Genomic DNA, 14,215 nt, shown 5'->3' on the forward strand with positions numbered 1-14,215 from the left:
ATTGAAGAAAAGCCTCTCTCCCGCAGGGGAGAGGGGCTTTTTATATTTCTGGTTGTTCCAAGGCGGCCAGTATCGTTGCCAGTACATCGTCTGTGCGGGTCAGGATGTCGGGGTTCCAGAAGCGCAGAACGCGCCAGCCTTGTTCGACAAGCCAAGCGGTGCGGCGCTCGTCCGCCGGATTATCGGCATGTTGTCCGCCGTCCGCCTCGACGATCAGTTTGCATTCCGTGCAGGCGAAATCTGCAACGAACGGGCCGATGGGGAACTGCCGTCGGAACTTCGCCCTAGCCAATTGACGGTTGCGCAACCGGGACCACAGCCGTCGCTCGGCGTCGGTCAATGTGCTTCGCAATCTGCGGGCGGTGGCAACGCCATTCATGCATGTATTTTGGTCGATGTTGCGTTGCGACGCAATGGAAAGCCCTTCTCCCCTCGCGGGAGAAGGGTTGGGACGAGGGGGCACCGGCCGCAGGCCGGAGGAAGCCATGTTTGCGACCCCTCACCCCAACCCCTCTCCCGCAAGGGGAGAGGGGCCTTCAGGAAAGACGACAGACAAAACCCCGAAACAAAGAAGGGCCGCCGTTTCCGGCAGCCCTTCCATTGTCAATCCGTGTGTCGTCGACACCACGGCGCAGTCCTTAGCGGACCGAAATCCCTTCCGCGAAGAAAGAGACCTCGGCCTTGGCGCTCGACGACGAGTGAGACGGACAATGAGACACGAGATCACCTCCTTTCAGTTGTTGACTACGACACCCTATATAGGCGGCTCGGCGGAGGCCGCAAGTCCCGCTCCTGACCGCTCCGCTGTGACATTTATCGGTGGGTTGCCCGGCTCATCATGAAGCCCAGCCCGCCCGCCAGGATCAGGCCGGCGGCCATCGCCAGACCCCTTGCGGCGCCGCTGGGTGCCGTCAGGCGCAGGCTGTTGTGCGGCAGTCCGAAGCGCCCGCGGGTGCGGTGCAGACCGTCGACAGGGTGGTAGAGGTTGTCGGGCCGGCCGGGGATTTCCCGCTCCTCCGTCATCTGGCCCTCCACCGCGGTGTTGGCGAGGTAACGGTCGGCAAAGCCCGGCGCCAGGAAATTGCCGAGGATCGCCTGCATCGCCGATCCGCCCAGCCAATATTCGCGACGGGGATTCTCGGCGGCGTGCAGGATCGCGCGGGCGATGTCCTCCGGCTGGAAGATGGTCCCCATCGGCCGCGCCCGGCGCGGCATGTGGCTGCGCGCCCAGTCGAATTGCGGGGTATTGACCGCCGGCAGATGCACGGTGGTCAGTCCGATCCCGCTGTTGTCATGGATCAGCTCGGAGTGCAGGCTGTCGATGAAGCCGGTGATCGCATGCTTTGCCGCGCAATAGGCGGATTGCAGCGGGATCGACCGGTAGGCCAATGCCGAGCCCACCTGCAGGATCGTGCCGCTGTCCCGCAGCCGCATCCGCCGCAGGGCCGTCTGGATGCCGTAGGCGGAGCCGAGATAGGTCACCTCGGTCACCCGCTTCAGCTCTTCCGGTGTCACGGCATGGACGGGGCCGAAGACGGTGACCATCGCCACGTTGATCCAGACATCGATGGGGCCGAAGGCGTTCTCCACCCGGTCGGCGGCGGCCTCCAGCGCGTCGGGGTCGGCGACGTCCAGCGGCAGGACCAGCGCCCGGCCGCCCAGCCGTTCGACTTCGGCCTTCACCTCCTCCAGCGCATCGGACGATCTGGCAATCAGGCCGATGGAGGCTTTGCGATAGGCGGCGAAGGCCAGCGCCGTTGCGCGGCCGACCCCGGCGGAAGCGCCGGTGATGCAGATGACGGGAGACTTCTGAACGCCGTTGGTCGGTTGCATGGCGAGGGTCCTGTCTCAGGAATCTGGGCGTCAGGCCGCCGGCGGGGTGCGCCGGCTGCTCCATCCTGTCCAACCCCCGGCACCGCTTGCGGTTCCGTCGCGTCCTCTCAGGGCCCGTTCTTCCACCCGGATGCGATGGAAGGTCAGCGGAATGTTCAGCAGGCTTGCCGCAACCGCGATCCACAGCTCGCCGAAGACCAGCGGCAGCACGGCGAGCTCCCCGGCCACCACGAGGTAATTGGGATGCCGGACCCAGCGGAAGGGACCGCGGCGGACCAGCGGCGCGCTGTCCAGCGTGATGATCCGCGTCGTCCAGAAGCGGCCGAGCGTCGCGATCACCCAAACCCGCCCGGCCTGGAGCAGCAGGAATAGCGCAAGCAGCCAGCCATTCACCGGCGCGTCGGCCGGGACTGCCAGAAACAGCGCCAGCAGCCATCCGGCATGCAGCGCGACGAACAGTGGGTAATGCCCGGCTCCGACCTCCCGCGCACCGTCGGCCAGCAGGCGGGCGGTGTTGCGGCGGGCGACCGCCAGTTCCAGCAGTCGTTGCGCCGCGACCGCGGCCAGGATGATCTGCGGCCAGCCGAAGGCGTCCATCGTCACCCCTTCAATCCTTACAGGTCCAGCAGGGTGAGGCCGGCGGTGAAGCCGGGACCGAGTGCCAGCATCAGATGCGATCCGGCTGCTCCGCTCCGCAACCGCCGTTCCAGAACGAACATCACGCTGGCCGCCGACATGTTGCCGCAGTCGCCCAGCACGGCCCAGGACTCGTCCATGCCCGCAGTGGCGGGCGCCAGCACCTCGGTCAATGCGTGAAGCACCTTGGCACCTCCGGGGTGGCAGATCACACCGCCCAGATCGGCACGGGTCATGCCGCGTCCGGTCAGGAAGCCGTCCACCACCGGGGCCAGCCGTTCGCGGATCAGGCGGGGAATGTCCTGGCTGAAGACGACGCCGAAGCCCTCATCCTCGATCCGCCACCCCATGATCCGCCGGGTGCCGGGCCAGGTGTGCTCGGCACTGTCGACGAAGCGCGGTCCGGACGTGTCGTCGCCTGCCCCAGGGCTCCGCAACAGGGCAGCGGCGGCACCGTCGGCGAACAGCGCGCTCGCCACCACATTGGTGGCGGACGCCTCTTCCGGCCGATGGGACAGGGTGCACAGCTCGACCACCAGGAACAGCACGGTACGGCCCGGCATCGCCCGTGCCATCATGCCTGCCCGCGCCAGCCCCAGCGCCCCGCCGGCGCAGCCCAGCCCGAAGACCGGTAACCGCAAGGTGTCGGGCCGGAATCCCATGCGATCGAGCAGCAGCGCCTCCAGGCTCGGTGTGGCGATGCCGGTGGTGGTGGCGCAGACAATGGCATCGACATCGCCGGGGCGCAGCCCCGCCGCGCTCAGCGCCTTGCCGGCCGCCTCTTCCAGCAACTCCAGCGCCACCCGCTCGAAGACGGCGGCGCGCTCTGCCCAGCCATGGGGCTCAAGATACCAGGACAGCGGGCAGGCGGCATGGCGGCTGCGGATGCCGGTGTTGGCGAAGACGGGGGCCAGCCGGTCGAAGTCGCGCAGGCGGTGAGCGAACACCGTCCGCGCGACGGCCAAAGTCTCTTCCTGTTCGAAGCGGTGGGGCGGCAACGCGGTGGCGACCGCCAACAGATGCGGATCGGGTGACATCCTGCCTCCTGCATGCTGCCGTCGGTCGGGCGCGGGATGCGCTTCCGGTCGATGCGCATTCCAGCATCTTCCGCCCAGGCCCTTCAGCCAACAAGAAGCCGGTCCCGCCGTTGCGCCCCATCTGCTCCCGCAAAAGGTGCTGGCCTTTCGAGGAGCGGCGTCGATCAGTGCGCCGGAGCGCTATCACCGGCTCCCGGCTTGTCATGGATCGCAAGCCGGTCGACGATGGTTTCTCTGGCAGCGTTCAGGCCGGTAAGCCGCACCTCGGTCCCGGCGCGGTGAAATTTCAGCACGACGCCGTCGAGAGCCGCGACGCTGGAGATATCCCAGATATGGGCGCCGGAAACATCGATCACCGCCATGTCCAGACTCTCCCGCACATCGAAGGCGGGACGGCGGCAGGGCGCACCGGCAAAGGCCGTACGGTGGGCTTCCGTCGACGATGATCGGGAATGGAAGTCGGAAATTGGGATCGCTGCGAAGCGGCGGCCGTCCGGTCGATCAGGCGGTCGGGCTTCAGGTTAATGCGAAGGGCAGGCCGTCTGGGCGGCGTGACGCGATGCAGCATGGAAGCAGGCGTAACAGAATGCCGCGGGCCTTGGCGACCATATGCCATGCGATGCATCGCATGGCTGTGCGGCGCGGAAAGAAACAAGGCGGCGCCCCGTTGGAGCGCCGCCTTCATCGTCCGATGATCTCGACCGTCAGGCCTGACGGGGCCGCAGCGGCGGGCCGTCGCGGAAGGGCTTGTCGACGCCGCCCTTGTCGTTGGTCTGGTTTTCTACGTCGCCCTCGAATGTGCTCTCGCCCTGGGCCAGATCGAGGTCGTCCGGCGTCATGCCGGCGGCGCGGGCGCCCTTCGACCCGCCGATCTGCGGGTTGTTCTTCAGGTCGGCATCGGTCGGCTTGTCGGTCTTCTCGTGCTTGCTTGCGCTCATGGCGGCATCTCCGTTCCGGTTCCGCATGTCCCCCTGTCAACCGGCGCCGTGCCGGATGGTTGCGAAATCCCTTCTTCCTTTTGGGGAGACGGTTAGGATGTCGGGGGTCGGCGCAGCCGACGATCATTCGACAGGCTCTCATGTCACATGAAGACGAACGGCTGAGGATCCGTGTGCGCGGGCGGGTGCAGGGGGTGGGGTTCCGCCCGCATGTCCATGCGCTCGCCGGGCGTTTCGGCCTCACCGGCTGGGTGCTGAACGACCCGCAGGGCGTGCTGATCGAGGTACAGGGCGGCGGCGTTGCCGCTTTCCAGGCAGCCCTGTCGGCCGAGGCGCCGCCGCTGGCCCGGATCGATGCCGTCGAGTGCGACGTTGTTCCGCCTGTTTCCGGCGAGGTCTCCTTCGCAATCCGTCACAGCCTGTCCGCAGGCGCCGTCGCGACCGGCATCGGACCCGACGCCGCGGTCTGCCCGGCATGCCTGGCCGAACTGTTCGACCCCGCCGACCGTCGCCATCGCTATGCCTTCCTGAACTGCACCCACTGCGGCCCGCGCTACACCATCACGCGGCAACTCCCCTATGACCGGCCGCAGACGGCGATGGCCGGCTTTCGGCTCTGTCCGGATTGTCTGGCCGAGTACGAGGATCCGGCGAACCGCCGCTTTCACGCGCAGCCGACGGCCTGTCCGGTCTGCGGGCCCCGCCTGTCGCATCGGCCGGAAGACATCGTCGCCGCACTCCGCGCCGGCAGGATCGTTGCCATCAAGGGGCTGGGCGGCTTCCACCTCGCCTGCGACGCCACGCGGGCGGATGCGGTGGAGCGGCTGCGGCGGGTCAAGCAGCGAAACGGCAAGCCCTTCGCCCTGATGGTCGCCAACACCGAATCCGCCATCCGTCATGTTTGGATGGACGCCGACGAGCAGGCGTTGCTGGAGGGGGTGGCGAGCCCCATCGTCCTGCTGCGGCGGCGGAGCGATGCGCCCGAACTGGCGCCCGAGATCGCTCCTGGTCTGGCCTGGCTGGGGGTCATGCTGCCCTATACGCCGCTGCATTACCTGCTGTTCCACGAGGCGGCCGGGCGGCCGGACGGCACCGGCTGGCTGGACCTGCCGCAGGATCTGACCCTGGTGATGACCTCTGCCAATCCCGGCGGCGAACCGTTGGCCATCGGCAATGCGGAGGCGCGGGATAGGTTGGCCGGTATCGCCGACCTGATCGTCGACCATGACCGCGACATCGTCATCCGTGCCGACGACAGCGTCGTGCGCAAACTGGCCGGCGCTCCCGCCTTCCTGCGCCGCGGCCGCGGCCATGTGCCGGAGCCGATCCGGCTGGCCCGGCCGGTGCCGCCGGTCCTGGCGGTGGGCGGCCATCTGAAAACGACGGTCTGCGTCACCCGTGGCGACGAGGCTTTCCTGTCCCAGCACATCGGCGACCTCGACAACGCCGCGACGCTGGGCTTTCTGGAGGAAACCGTCGCCCATCTGCTGCACATCCTGGGGGTCGAGCCGGTTGCGGTCGCCCATGACAGGCATCCCGATTTCCAATCCACCCGCTTCGCTGAAATGAGTGGCCTGCCGGCGGTGCCGGTCCAGCATCACCACGCCCATGTCGCGGCCGTGATGGCCGAACACCGGATCGAAGGACCGGCGGTGGGACTGGCGCTGGACGGGTTCGGTTTGGGGGAGGATGGCGGGTCCTGGGGCGGGGAGATGCTGCTGGTCGATGGGCTGCGGTCCGAGCGTCTCGGCAGCCTTGCGCCGCTCGCCCAGCCCGGTGGCGACGTGGCGGCCCGCCAGCCCTGGCGCATGGCCGCCGCGGCCCTGGCCCGGATGGGGCGTGCCGATGAGATCGCCTCCCGCTTCGCTGCGCACGGACCGGCCGAGGGTATCCGGCGGATGATCGAGCGCGGCATCAACGCGCCGTTCACCAGTTCCTGCGGGCGCTGGTTCGATGCCGCCTGCGGTCTGCTGGGCGTCCGCGCGGTGGCCGGGTTCGAGGGAGAGGCGCCGATGGCGCTGGAATCCCTCGTGCGCCGGACCCGTGTGGCGGACGGCACGTGGCGGATCGACGGGGGCGAACTGGACCTGACCCCCCTGCTGGAACGGCTGCTGATCGTCGCCGATGCGGTGGAGGGGGCGGAGCTGTTCCATGGCACGCTGGCAGCGGCGCTGGTGGACTGGACGCTGCCGATGCTGCGTGTCCATGGCCTGGGCCGGGTGGTGCTGTCCGGTGGCTGCCTGATGAACGCGGTGCTGGCTGAGGAACTGGTGGCAGGATTCCGTGCCGCCGGGGTGGAGGCGCTGCTGCCGAGGCTGGCTCCCGCCAACGACGGCGGGCTCAGCCTCGGTCAGGCATGGGCGGCGTCCTTCGCCCTGTAGCCGAACAGCGGCATCTGGACCGGTGCCCGGACCTTCCTGCGCAGGGGCGGGATTTCGGCGGTGCGGTTGGCCTTGTCGAATTCGTACAGGCCGCGATACTTGCCGATATAGCCTTTGCGGCAGGCACGATGGAAACGCTGCGAGGCGGTGTCCCAATCGTCGCCCGGCCGCAGCCAGCTGACATGGGCGGTGCCGGTGCGCGGGTCGGTCCGCAGGAATCGGCCGCGTCCCTTCTCGCCCCGCACCCACTGGCCCGGGTTCAGCGTCAGCGCCCCGCGGGCCAGCAGCATCTTCACCTGCGGGGTCAACTCGATGGTCGGAAAATAGGGCATGACGTCCTCCTGACGCACCCGCATGGGGTGGCGCCGCTCTGGGAGACTCCGTGGTTTCGGAACCTCCCAGATATGGGAACACATGTAGAACAATTCAAGATTTTCAACGGGTGCGGCGCCGATTCATTCCTTCCGTTCAGCGTCTGGAAAAGCGCAGTCCGGCTGATCGGATCACTGCTTCCACCGCCGCCGCGTCCCGCCGCGTTGCCCAGCGGTTGAGCGAATTCATGCCTCCGGCCGCCTCGAACCGGCCGGTCTCCTCCACGCTCAGAGCCTCGTCGTCGATAGTGTGGAACCGGTAGCCGAGAGGGCGGAGAATTGCATCGACTCTGTCCGCCGAGTCCTGATCCAGGCATTCGATCAGCAGGTCCGGTCCGCAGCGCTCCAAGATCTCCACCATGCCGTGCAATACTTGGGTTTCCGCCCCCTCCACGTCAATCTTGACGAGATCAACCGTGGTCTCTCCGGCAAGCTCCAGCAAATCGGTGCCTGTCAGTCCGGGAACCGTTTCGCTGGCAATGTCCTCCCCCCCGGCCCGCCGGGCAATCGACGCGCCGGAAGTGAGGAAATCGCTTGTCGCCGTCCGCGAGAGCGTTACCTCGCCCCGGCGGTCGAGGATCGCGGCATGAACCGCCCGTGCATTGCCGCAGCCATTCGCTTCCAGGTTTTTCATCAGCCGCGCCAGATTGGCAGGAACCGGTTCTACCGCGACGATGCGCGCCGCCGGCGCCGCCCGCGCAGCCATTAGCGTGTAGATGCCTGTGTAGGCGCCGATGTCGAACGCAACCTTTGATCCTGTCGCCAGCGTTTGCCAGAGCCGAAGCGAGGCCGGCTCATAGCTGCCACGCCAGCCCAGGCTCATGCAGACCAGATCGTCATTGTCGTCGAAAAGGGCGATCGGCTCGCCGATGGCCGGCTCGATCTCCAGAAAGTCGTGAAACGGAAATTTTCGGCTGATGGAGAAGAGGCTGCCGGGATCTATGGCGCCGAAGCCCCGCAGCCAGTTCCGAGTATCCAGGGTGGCGGCGTTGCGCACCTGGATCGCCGCTTCGCCATCCGGGTCGAGGCCGTGCGCCTGCCGCGCGCGCTCCAATATCTGGGCGGTCGAGGTCAGCCAGTCGGCACCGGTGCCCGACCGTGGACCGGTGGAGTGCATCCCTCTGCGGTTCAGAAACAGCGGCGCCGTGATCTTCAGGCATCGGGCGCTGTTCCAGACACGCAGGTAGTAGTCGACATCCTCCCCGACATCCAGCGTCTCGTCGAACGGGTTCGCCAGAGCGACGGACGTCCGGATGAAATGACCCATCTGCAAGGTGACATAGGGATCGTGCAGCAAAAGGTCGGCCACCGTTTCGATCCGGGGCAATTGGGGCAGGCGGATGCGGCCGGTCAACTCATCCGATCCGGGCTGCGGGTCGGTGCTCTCCAGGATCAGCCCCCAGACAGCGTCGGCGCGGTCGGTGTGCGGCGCCATCTGCTGGAAGGCCTGCGGCGTCATGAGGTCGTCGGCGTCGAGGAAGAACAGCCATTCCGCCCCTCGGGATGCCGCCTCGCGCACGCCCTCGTTCCTGGCGGCCGACCGGCCTTTGGTGCCGGCGGTGTCGTCGATCACCACACAATCGAAGTCGGTGAAAGGACCGGGATCGGTCTGGGCGGCCGTCATGACCGAGTTGATCGCCTGTTGGCACTGCGCTTGATGTCCGGGGCCGACCGGAATGACCACCGCGCATTTGGCATGCGCCCCTGGTTCGGGAGCGCGGCGGAACAGGTTGGAGCCGATGCGAAAGAATCCTGCTCCGGTGAATTCCTGCTGCAAACGATGTTCGGTGTACTTGTTGCAATGCATGCCGCGCGTCTCGGGGATAAGGTCGCTGGCCGATGGCATGATGTATTCGAAGTTTTGGGCGATATAATCCTCGTCAATCGAGTAGAAGGGCGTGTTGACGACCAGATAACCGCCCGGCCGCAACGCAGCGTAAAGACGGGGAAGCAGGGCCTGCACTTCCGCGCGGGGGATATGTTCGATCACGTCCAGCATCAGGATTGCGTCGAAGACACCCGTGAAGTTCCGTACGGACAAGAATTGCAGCGCATCGTCGTGATGGACCTCCCAGCGCGCCTCCGGGACACCCTTCAAAGTCTCGTTGGCCAGAGCGTGGGCCGCATCGGAGAAATCGACGCCCAGATAGTGGTCCGCCTTGCCGGTCGACAGAAGGTAGCGGGCGCTTTCGGCGCGCCCGTACCCGATTTCCAGCACATGGGCATTCACCAGGGGAAGCTGGTCGATCAGCTTGCGGTGGATGGAGGAAATGCCGCCGACCTCCCACTCCTCCATCCCGGTGGCGCCATAATGAATCCGTTTCCCGGCGGCATCGCGGCCGGTAAAGTATTCAAGGGTGTAGAGTTCTTTCGCGAAACCCATGTCCTGTCCCCGGCGGCGTATGGATCGTCCATCGATACGCGCTAGCGGGGGATCCATGCAAGGGGTGCTCAACCGCTCCTGTCGGAGCGGCCGATACGCGGTCTCACCCCGCCCGCGCCGCTTTCTTCACCGGACGCTCTTGCTCCTCGTCCGCCGGGGCTTCGGCGTCCTTGAAGGTGCGCACGCCGCTGATCATAGTGGAGATGATCGACTGGCGGGACATGATGTCCTCGCGCACCGCAGCATAGACGTGGACGATCACGAACAGCAGGATCGCCCACATGCCGAGATGGTGCCAGGTGTGGACGTCCATGCTCTGGCCGAACAGCGGGATGACCCAGCCGAACAGCGTGTCCTGCCAGCTGCCCTGGCCCGCCCCCTCACTGTAGAGCGCGAAGCCGGTGACGATCATGAAGACGCTGCCGACCGCGATGGCCCAGAACATCGAGAATTGCGCCAGCGGGTTGTGGCCGACATACAGCTTCGGCTTGCGCTCCAGGAACAGGTACCAGCGGGCTTCCAGGAACAGCTCGCCCCACCAGTGGCGGTCCCAGAAGGGAAAGCGGAACAGCTGCTTGGCATGGTGGTTGCCGACGAGGGCCCAATAGAGCCGGCCGATGAAACCGATGGCGAAGATGTAGGCCGCCGCGAAATGGACGAAGCGGATGTATCCCATCAGGAAATTGGCGCTGGCCTCGCCCGGCATGGTCGGCAGCGGATTGGCGATCAGGTAGCCGGTGACCGACAGAACCACGATCGCCAGCGCGTTGACCCAGTGCCAGATCCGCACCGGCACCTCGTACACATAGATCGCCTTCAGGAAACGGCCGGCCGCCGGAGCGGCCGTCCCTTCCTCCTCCGGTGTCGCGACCGGCTTCGCATCGTCGAGAGGAGCCATGACTTAAATCCTCCTCGGTTGCCGGTCAGCGCACGGTGACGCGGGCCAGTTCGGCGCCGTCCGGCGCCATGACGTGGGTGGAGCAGGCAAGGCACGGGTCGAAGCTGTGCAGGGTGCGCAGGATCTCCACCGGCTCGTCCGGGCGGGCCATCGGCGTGTTCAGCAGCGAGGCCTCGAAGGCGCCGATGTTGCCCTTGGGATCGCGCGGGCTGCCGTTCCAGGTCGTCGGCACGACGCACTGGTAATTGTCGATCTTGCCGTCCTTGATCTTGATCCAGTGGCCGAGCCCGCCGCGCGGCGCGGCGACGGTGCCGACACCCTTGGCCTCCTTCGGCCAGGTCTTCGGGTCCCATTTCTCGACATTGGCGGTGGCGGTGTCGCCGGCCTTGATGTTGGCGATCAGGGCGTTCCAGTCGTCCATCATCATGGTGCAGCAGTACTGGCATTCCAGCGCGCGGGCCAGCGTGCGGCCGATGGTGGTCGGCAGCGCCTGCTGCGGCGTGAAGTTCGTGCCGGCCAGCGTGTTGAAGGCGCCCAGCGCTTCGGTGATCTGATCCTTCACATAACCGACGCCCTGGGCATAGGCCAGGATGTAGCGGGGCAGGGGGCCGACCTCCACCGCATGGCCGCGCCAGCGCGGCGCCTTGATCCAGGAATATTTGGCGGCTTCGTCCAGTTCCTTGATGTCGGTGCGGGTGCCCTTGGTGTTGGCGCCCAGCTCGAACTTGGCCTCGGTCACGCCGTCCCACGGGTGCAGGCCTTTGCTCTCGTCCTCGTAATGATACCAGCTGTGGGCGACGAATTCCTGCACCTGCGCCGGGTCGCGCGGGTCGATGGGATGGACCTCGTTCCAGTTGCCGTTCAGGATGACGCCGCCCGGCAGCTGGCAGGTCGAATGGTCGTACGGCACCTTCTCGTAATCGCCATAGTCCATGACGTTGGTCGCCGACAGGCCGCCGCCATAGAGCCAGTCCTTGTAGAAGCTGGCGATGGCCAGCACGTCCGGCAGATAGACGTTCTCGACGAAGGCCGTCGCCTCCTGGATGCGGGCACGGATGAAGTTCAGCCGCTCCATGTTCAGCGGCGCGCCCGACGACCCGGTGCCGTCCATGTTGATGGCGCAGGGAACGCCGCCGACCATGTAGTTCGGGTGCGGGTTCTTGCCGCCCAGGATGGTGTGGATCTTGACGATGTCCTTCTGGAGGTCGAGCGCCTCCAGATAATGGGTCACCGCCATCAGGTCGGCTTCCGGCGACAGCTTGTAGGCCGGGTTGTCCCAGTAACCGTTCTTGAAGATGCCGAGCTGGCCGCTCTCCACGAACTTTTTCAGGCGGGTCTGGACATCGCGGAAATAGCCGGGGCTGGACTTGGCATGGCGCGGCGACACCGCCTGCTGCAATGCCGAGGTCGCCTGCGGATCGGCCTTCAGCGCGTTGACCGGGTTGACCCAGTCCAGCGCGTGCAGGTGATAGAAATGGACGATGTGATCGTGGATCTGCAGCGTCTTCGCCATGATCTCGCGGATCAGGTGGGCGTTCTTCGGGATGCGGATCTGGAGCGCATCCTCCACCGCGCGGACCGAGGTCAGCGCGTGGCAGCCGGTGCAGACGCCGCAGATGCGCTCGACGAAGGCCCAGGCGTCGCGCGGGTCGCGGCCCTTCAGGATCACCTCGAGGCCGCGCCACATGGTGCCGGTGGAGACGGCGTTGCGGATGATGTTGTCGCTGTCGACGTTCACCTCGCAGCGCATGTGCCCTTCGATGCGGGTGACCGGATCGACGACGATGCGCTTGCCGCCGTTGTCGAGCGAGAACCCGTTCGGGGTCTGGACGATGCCCATGGTCAGACGTCTCCCTTGTGCTGTGCGCGCTTCAGGGCGCTGACCGCCGCGTGGGCGGCGATGACGCTGCCGACGCCGATGGCGGCGGTGGTGCCGATCTGGTCGGCGTTGGCTTCGATCCCGAACTGGAGGATGTCGGACTGGCGGGCGTACCAGGACCCCTTGTCCCAGAAGCCGTCCTCCGAGCAGCCGATGCAGCCGTGGCCGGACTGGATGGGGAAGCTGGTGCCCTCGTTCCAGCGCACGGTGGAACAGGCGTTGTAGGTGGTCGGGCCCTTGCAGCCGACCTTGTAGAGGCAGTAGCCCTTGCGCGCGCCCTCGTCGTCGAAGGATTCGACGAACTGGCCGGCATCGAAATGCGGCCGGCGGTAGCATTTGTCGTGGATGCGCTGGCTGTAGAACATCTTCGGCCGGCCCTGGCGGTCCAGCTCCGGGATGCGGTCGAAGGTCAGCATGTAGGTGATGACGCCGGTCATCACCTCGGCGATCGGCGGGCAGCCGGGAACCTTGATGATCGGCTTGTCGGTGATGACCTCATGCACCGGGGTGGCGCGGGTCGGGTTCGGACGCGCCGCCTGGACGCAGCCGAAGGAGGCGCAGGAGCCCCAGGAGATGATCGCCTTGGCGTCCTTGGCGACCTTGCGCAGCTGGTCGGTGAAGGGCTTGCCGCCGATGATGCAGGACATGCCGTCCTGGTTCAGCGGTGGATTGCCTTCCACCGCGAGGATGTAGTTGCCCTTGTACTTCTCCATCACCTCGTCGAGGATCGCCTCGGCATGGTGGCCGGCCGACGCCATCAGCGTGTCGTCATAGTCCAGCGAGATCATCGACAGCACCACGTCCTTCACCAGCGGGTGCGCCGAGCGGATGAAGGATTCGGAGCAGCAGGTGCATTCCAGCCCGTGCAGCCACAGCACCGGGGTGCGCGGCTTGGTTTCCATGGCGTGGACGATCTGCGGTACCAACTCTGGCCCAAGCCCCAGGGCCGCGGCGGTCAGCGAGCAGTATTTCAGGAACGAACGGCGTGTGATCCCCTGCCGCCGCATCACCTCGTAGAAGGTTTCCAGCGTTGCCATCGGTTTGTTTTCTCCCGTCGGGCAGCACCGGCGTGCGAGGGTCCGGTGCGCTTCTCCCGCGGGCATAGGCAACAATCGTGCCGTGGTACGAACATTTGGCAAACCAACGGTCACAAGGCTGTAGGGACCGTCACCGCTGGCAACTCCCCGGCCGAAACGACGGCCGGGGTGGAAAGTCGGTTGCCGGTGGCGGTCAGGCCGTCCGGCCATCCTCTTGCGGCCGGCCGATCAGGCGGTGGAGCGCCCAGCCGATTGCCACGCCGGCCGCATGCAGCCCGGCGGTGCTGGCGAGGAAGCCGGCGGCGTAGCCCAGCGCCGCGGCGTCGGCCGGCATCTCCGCCCCATGGGCGAAGCCGTGGAACAGGCCGAAGCCGGCGGCGAAGACGACGCCGATCAGGCTGTTGCGCGACATCGGCATGACACACAGCAACGCCAGCACGACGGTGAAGGCATAGATGGCCGGCTCGACCAGCGGCAGTTCTCCGCCCGCCAGCGCGAACAGCCCGCCGGCCAGCATGGCGGCCAGGAACGCCCCCGGCACCGCCAGAACGGCACGGCCGCCGATGGTGGCGCCGTAGACGCCGACCGTGACCATGGCGATCAGGTGGTCGAGCCCGCCCAGCGGATGCGCGGCACCGTCGAGGAAGCCGGCCCCGGCGAGATGGCCGGGATGGGCCAGCGCCGGGGTGGCGGCAAGCGCTATGGCCGCGGAGACGGCGGCGAGGCGGGTGAATTTCGACATATCGAACGGCTCCTCGGGGTTCTTGTGGTTTTGGGTGATCTCGCCCTCTCCCAAGGGGGGCTGGGTGCGGGAGAGGGCGA

The 14,215-nt window shown here is 66.7% G+C and carries 12 protein-coding genes and 1 pseudogene; 1 reads left to right on the forward strand and 12 read right to left on the reverse strand.

Features of this window, described 5'->3' with window-relative positions:
• Positions 1-40: 40 nt before the first annotated feature.
• From ABNQ38_RS09860 to ABNQ38_RS09885, 6 genes and pseudogenes are all read right to left on the reverse strand, one after another.
• Positions 41-379 (reverse strand): endonuclease domain-containing protein, encoded by a 339-nt coding sequence (locus ABNQ38_RS09860; RefSeq protein ID WP_377807303.1) that lies wholly within the window; start codon positions 377-379, stop codon positions 41-43.
• A gap of 434 nt (positions 380-813) precedes the next feature.
• A complete protein-coding gene (locus tag ABNQ38_RS09865; protein WP_377807304.1) occupies positions 814-1,833 on the reverse strand; it encodes an SDR family oxidoreductase in 1,020 nt (339 codons plus the stop codon).
• Between the two features lie 30 nt (positions 1,834-1,863).
• Positions 1,864-2,430, reverse strand: a complete 567-nt coding sequence (locus tag ABNQ38_RS09870; RefSeq protein WP_377807410.1) for an isoprenylcysteine carboxyl methyltransferase family protein — start codon at positions 2,428-2,430, stop codon at positions 1,864-1,866.
• 17 nt (positions 2,431-2,447) lie between these two features.
• On the reverse strand, positions 2,448-3,506 hold the full coding sequence (locus ABNQ38_RS09875) for a type III polyketide synthase (protein WP_377807305.1): 1,059 nt from the start codon (positions 3,504-3,506) through the stop codon (positions 2,448-2,450).
• Positions 3,507-3,670: 164 nt separating this feature from the next.
• Positions 3,671-3,922 (reverse strand): annotated as a pseudogene (locus tag ABNQ38_RS09880) (STAS domain-containing protein); the annotation flags it as partial.
• Positions 3,923-4,210: 288 nt separating this feature from the next.
• A complete protein-coding gene (locus ABNQ38_RS09885) occupies positions 4,211-4,444 on the reverse strand; it encodes a hypothetical protein (RefSeq protein ID WP_098738662.1) in 234 nt (77 codons plus the stop codon).
• A 140-nt stretch (positions 4,445-4,584) separates the two neighbouring features.
• On the opposite strand from ABNQ38_RS09885, the gene hypF reads away from it, so the two are divergent.
• Positions 4,585-6,825, forward strand: a complete 2,241-nt coding sequence (hypF, locus tag ABNQ38_RS09890) for a carbamoyltransferase HypF (RefSeq protein WP_377807306.1) — start codon at positions 4,585-4,587, stop codon at positions 6,823-6,825.
• On the opposite strand, the gene ABNQ38_RS09895 is transcribed toward hypF, so the two are convergent.
• The 6 genes from ABNQ38_RS09895 to ABNQ38_RS09920 all read right to left on the reverse strand — a co-directional run bounded on the left by ABNQ38_RS09895 (position 6,795) and on the right by ABNQ38_RS09920 (position 14,135).
• Positions 6,795-7,157: a hypothetical protein gene (locus tag ABNQ38_RS09895; RefSeq protein WP_377807308.1), complete on the reverse strand. Its 363-nt coding sequence runs from the start codon at positions 7,155-7,157 to the stop codon at positions 6,795-6,797. The genes hypF and ABNQ38_RS09895 overlap by 31 nt on opposite strands.
• Before the next feature lie 136 nt (positions 7,158-7,293).
• Complete coding sequence (locus ABNQ38_RS09900; protein ID WP_377807309.1) at positions 7,294-9,579, reverse strand: FkbM family methyltransferase; 2,286 nt, start codon at positions 9,577-9,579, stop codon at positions 7,294-7,296.
• Positions 9,580-9,682: 103 nt separating this feature from the next.
• Positions 9,683-10,477, reverse strand: coding sequence for a Ni/Fe-hydrogenase, b-type cytochrome subunit (gene cybH, locus ABNQ38_RS09905; RefSeq protein WP_377807310.1), 795 nt, complete (start codon positions 10,475-10,477; stop codon positions 9,683-9,685).
• 25 nt (positions 10,478-10,502) lie between these two features.
• Positions 10,503-12,317, reverse strand: a complete 1,815-nt coding sequence (locus tag ABNQ38_RS09910) for a nickel-dependent hydrogenase large subunit (RefSeq protein ID WP_377807311.1) — start codon at positions 12,315-12,317, stop codon at positions 10,503-10,505.
• Positions 12,318-12,319: 2 nt separating this feature from the next.
• On the reverse strand, positions 12,320-13,393 hold the full coding sequence (locus tag ABNQ38_RS09915) for a hydrogenase small subunit (RefSeq protein ID WP_377807312.1): 1,074 nt from the start codon (positions 13,391-13,393) through the stop codon (positions 12,320-12,322).
• Positions 13,394-13,586: 193 nt separating this feature from the next.
• On the reverse strand, positions 13,587-14,135 hold the full coding sequence (locus tag ABNQ38_RS09920; RefSeq protein ID WP_377807313.1) for a HupE/UreJ family protein: 549 nt from the start codon (positions 14,133-14,135) through the stop codon (positions 13,587-13,589).
• Between the last annotated feature and the right edge of the window lie 80 nt (positions 14,136-14,215).

Source organism: Azospirillum sp. A29 (assembly GCF_042604625.1).
GTDB lineage: Bacteria > Pseudomonadota > Alphaproteobacteria > Azospirillales > Azospirillaceae > Azospirillum > Azospirillum palustre.

What these genes read in the sequence shown, in the direction of transcription:
- ABNQ38_RS09910 (WP_377807311.1), bottom strand. Translation starts at nt 12,317, where the DNA reads ATGGGCATCGTCCAGACCCCGAACGGGTTCTCGCTCGACAACGGCGGC.
- ABNQ38_RS09915 (WP_377807312.1), bottom strand. Translation starts at nt 13,393, where the DNA reads ATGGCAACGCTGGAAACCTTCTACGAGGTGATGCGGCGGCAGGGGATC.
- ABNQ38_RS09900 (WP_377807309.1), bottom strand. Translation starts at nt 9,579, where the DNA reads ATGGGTTTCGCGAAAGAACTCTACACCCTTGAATACTTTACCGGCCGC.
- ABNQ38_RS09920 (WP_377807313.1), bottom strand. Translation starts at nt 14,135, where the DNA reads ATGTCGAAATTCACCCGCCTCGCCGCCGTCTCCGCGGCCATAGCGCTT.
- ABNQ38_RS09870 (WP_377807410.1), bottom strand. Translation starts at nt 2,430, where the DNA reads ATGGACGCCTTCGGCTGGCCGCAGATCATCCTGGCCGCGGTCGCGGCG.
- ABNQ38_RS09895 (WP_377807308.1), bottom strand. Translation starts at nt 7,157, where the DNA reads ATGCCCTATTTTCCGACCATCGAGTTGACCCCGCAGGTGAAGATGCTG.
- ABNQ38_RS09865 (WP_377807304.1), bottom strand. Translation starts at nt 1,833, where the DNA reads ATGCAACCGACCAACGGCGTTCAGAAGTCTCCCGTCATCTGCATCACC.
- cybH (WP_377807310.1), bottom strand. Translation starts at nt 10,477, where the DNA reads ATGGCTCCTCTCGACGATGCGAAGCCGGTCGCGACACCGGAGGAGGAA.
- ABNQ38_RS09885 (WP_098738662.1), bottom strand. Translation starts at nt 4,444, where the DNA reads ATGAGCGCAAGCAAGCACGAGAAGACCGACAAGCCGACCGATGCCGAC.
- hypF (WP_377807306.1), top strand. Translation starts at nt 4,585, where the DNA reads ATGTCACATGAAGACGAACGGCTGAGGATCCGTGTGCGCGGGCGGGTG.
- ABNQ38_RS09860 (WP_377807303.1), bottom strand. Translation starts at nt 379, where the DNA reads ATGAATGGCGTTGCCACCGCCCGCAGATTGCGAAGCACATTGACCGAC.
- ABNQ38_RS09875 (WP_377807305.1), bottom strand. Translation starts at nt 3,506, where the DNA reads ATGTCACCCGATCCGCATCTGTTGGCGGTCGCCACCGCGTTGCCGCCC.